This window comes from Vibrio sp. 1078-1, assembly GCF_033340475.1.
Window position 1 is genome coordinate 1 of sequence record NZ_JAWOWM010000737.1, and the last position, 552, is coordinate 552.

The following is a 552-nucleotide window of genomic DNA, read 5'->3' on the forward strand; positions in this document are numbered from 1 at the left end:
TTTTCTTAATTTCAGCCTAGAATTTTACTGCCGTTTAATAACCAATTTCCTGCTCGACTCTGCTCAAATCGACTTTATTTTCTTCTGAAACTTCAGCAAAGCTTCACTTTCCGTATTTAGAACAACCAAATAACCTTTTTATTTTTAAGTGTATTTTATGGTTTTATATCTTGTAAAAATTGCATTTTGTAGTTGTTTATTTTTTGATCGTGCCTGTTTTTATACCTAACTTACTTCTTTTATATGTTTCGCATTTTATATGCACTTAGTTTGTCATACTTGAGCTATAACTAATAAAACAATCATCGATATACAGTGGAATGTGAGAAAATGGAGCTTTATATGAAAAGAATATATTTGATGATGCCTCTGTTATTAACGTCATTCAGTTGGCAAGCAAACGGCGCCTCAGTGAGCGGCACCATTGATGTTTCCATTAACCTTGTACAAGGTTGTGTGATCAACGGAAATAATGCGGTAGACACTGCATCTGGTATTGGTTTTGGTTTACTTGATTTCGGCGACGTGCCAGCGATCTTTACTGAGCAAGAT

Annotated in this window: 1 pseudogene; it reads left to right on the plus strand. The window is 34.4% G+C overall.

Annotated features, from left to right (window positions below):
* Positions 1-330: 330 nt before the first annotated feature.
* Positions 331-552 (plus strand): annotated as a pseudogene (locus R7190_RS29795) (SCPU domain-containing protein); the annotation flags it as partial.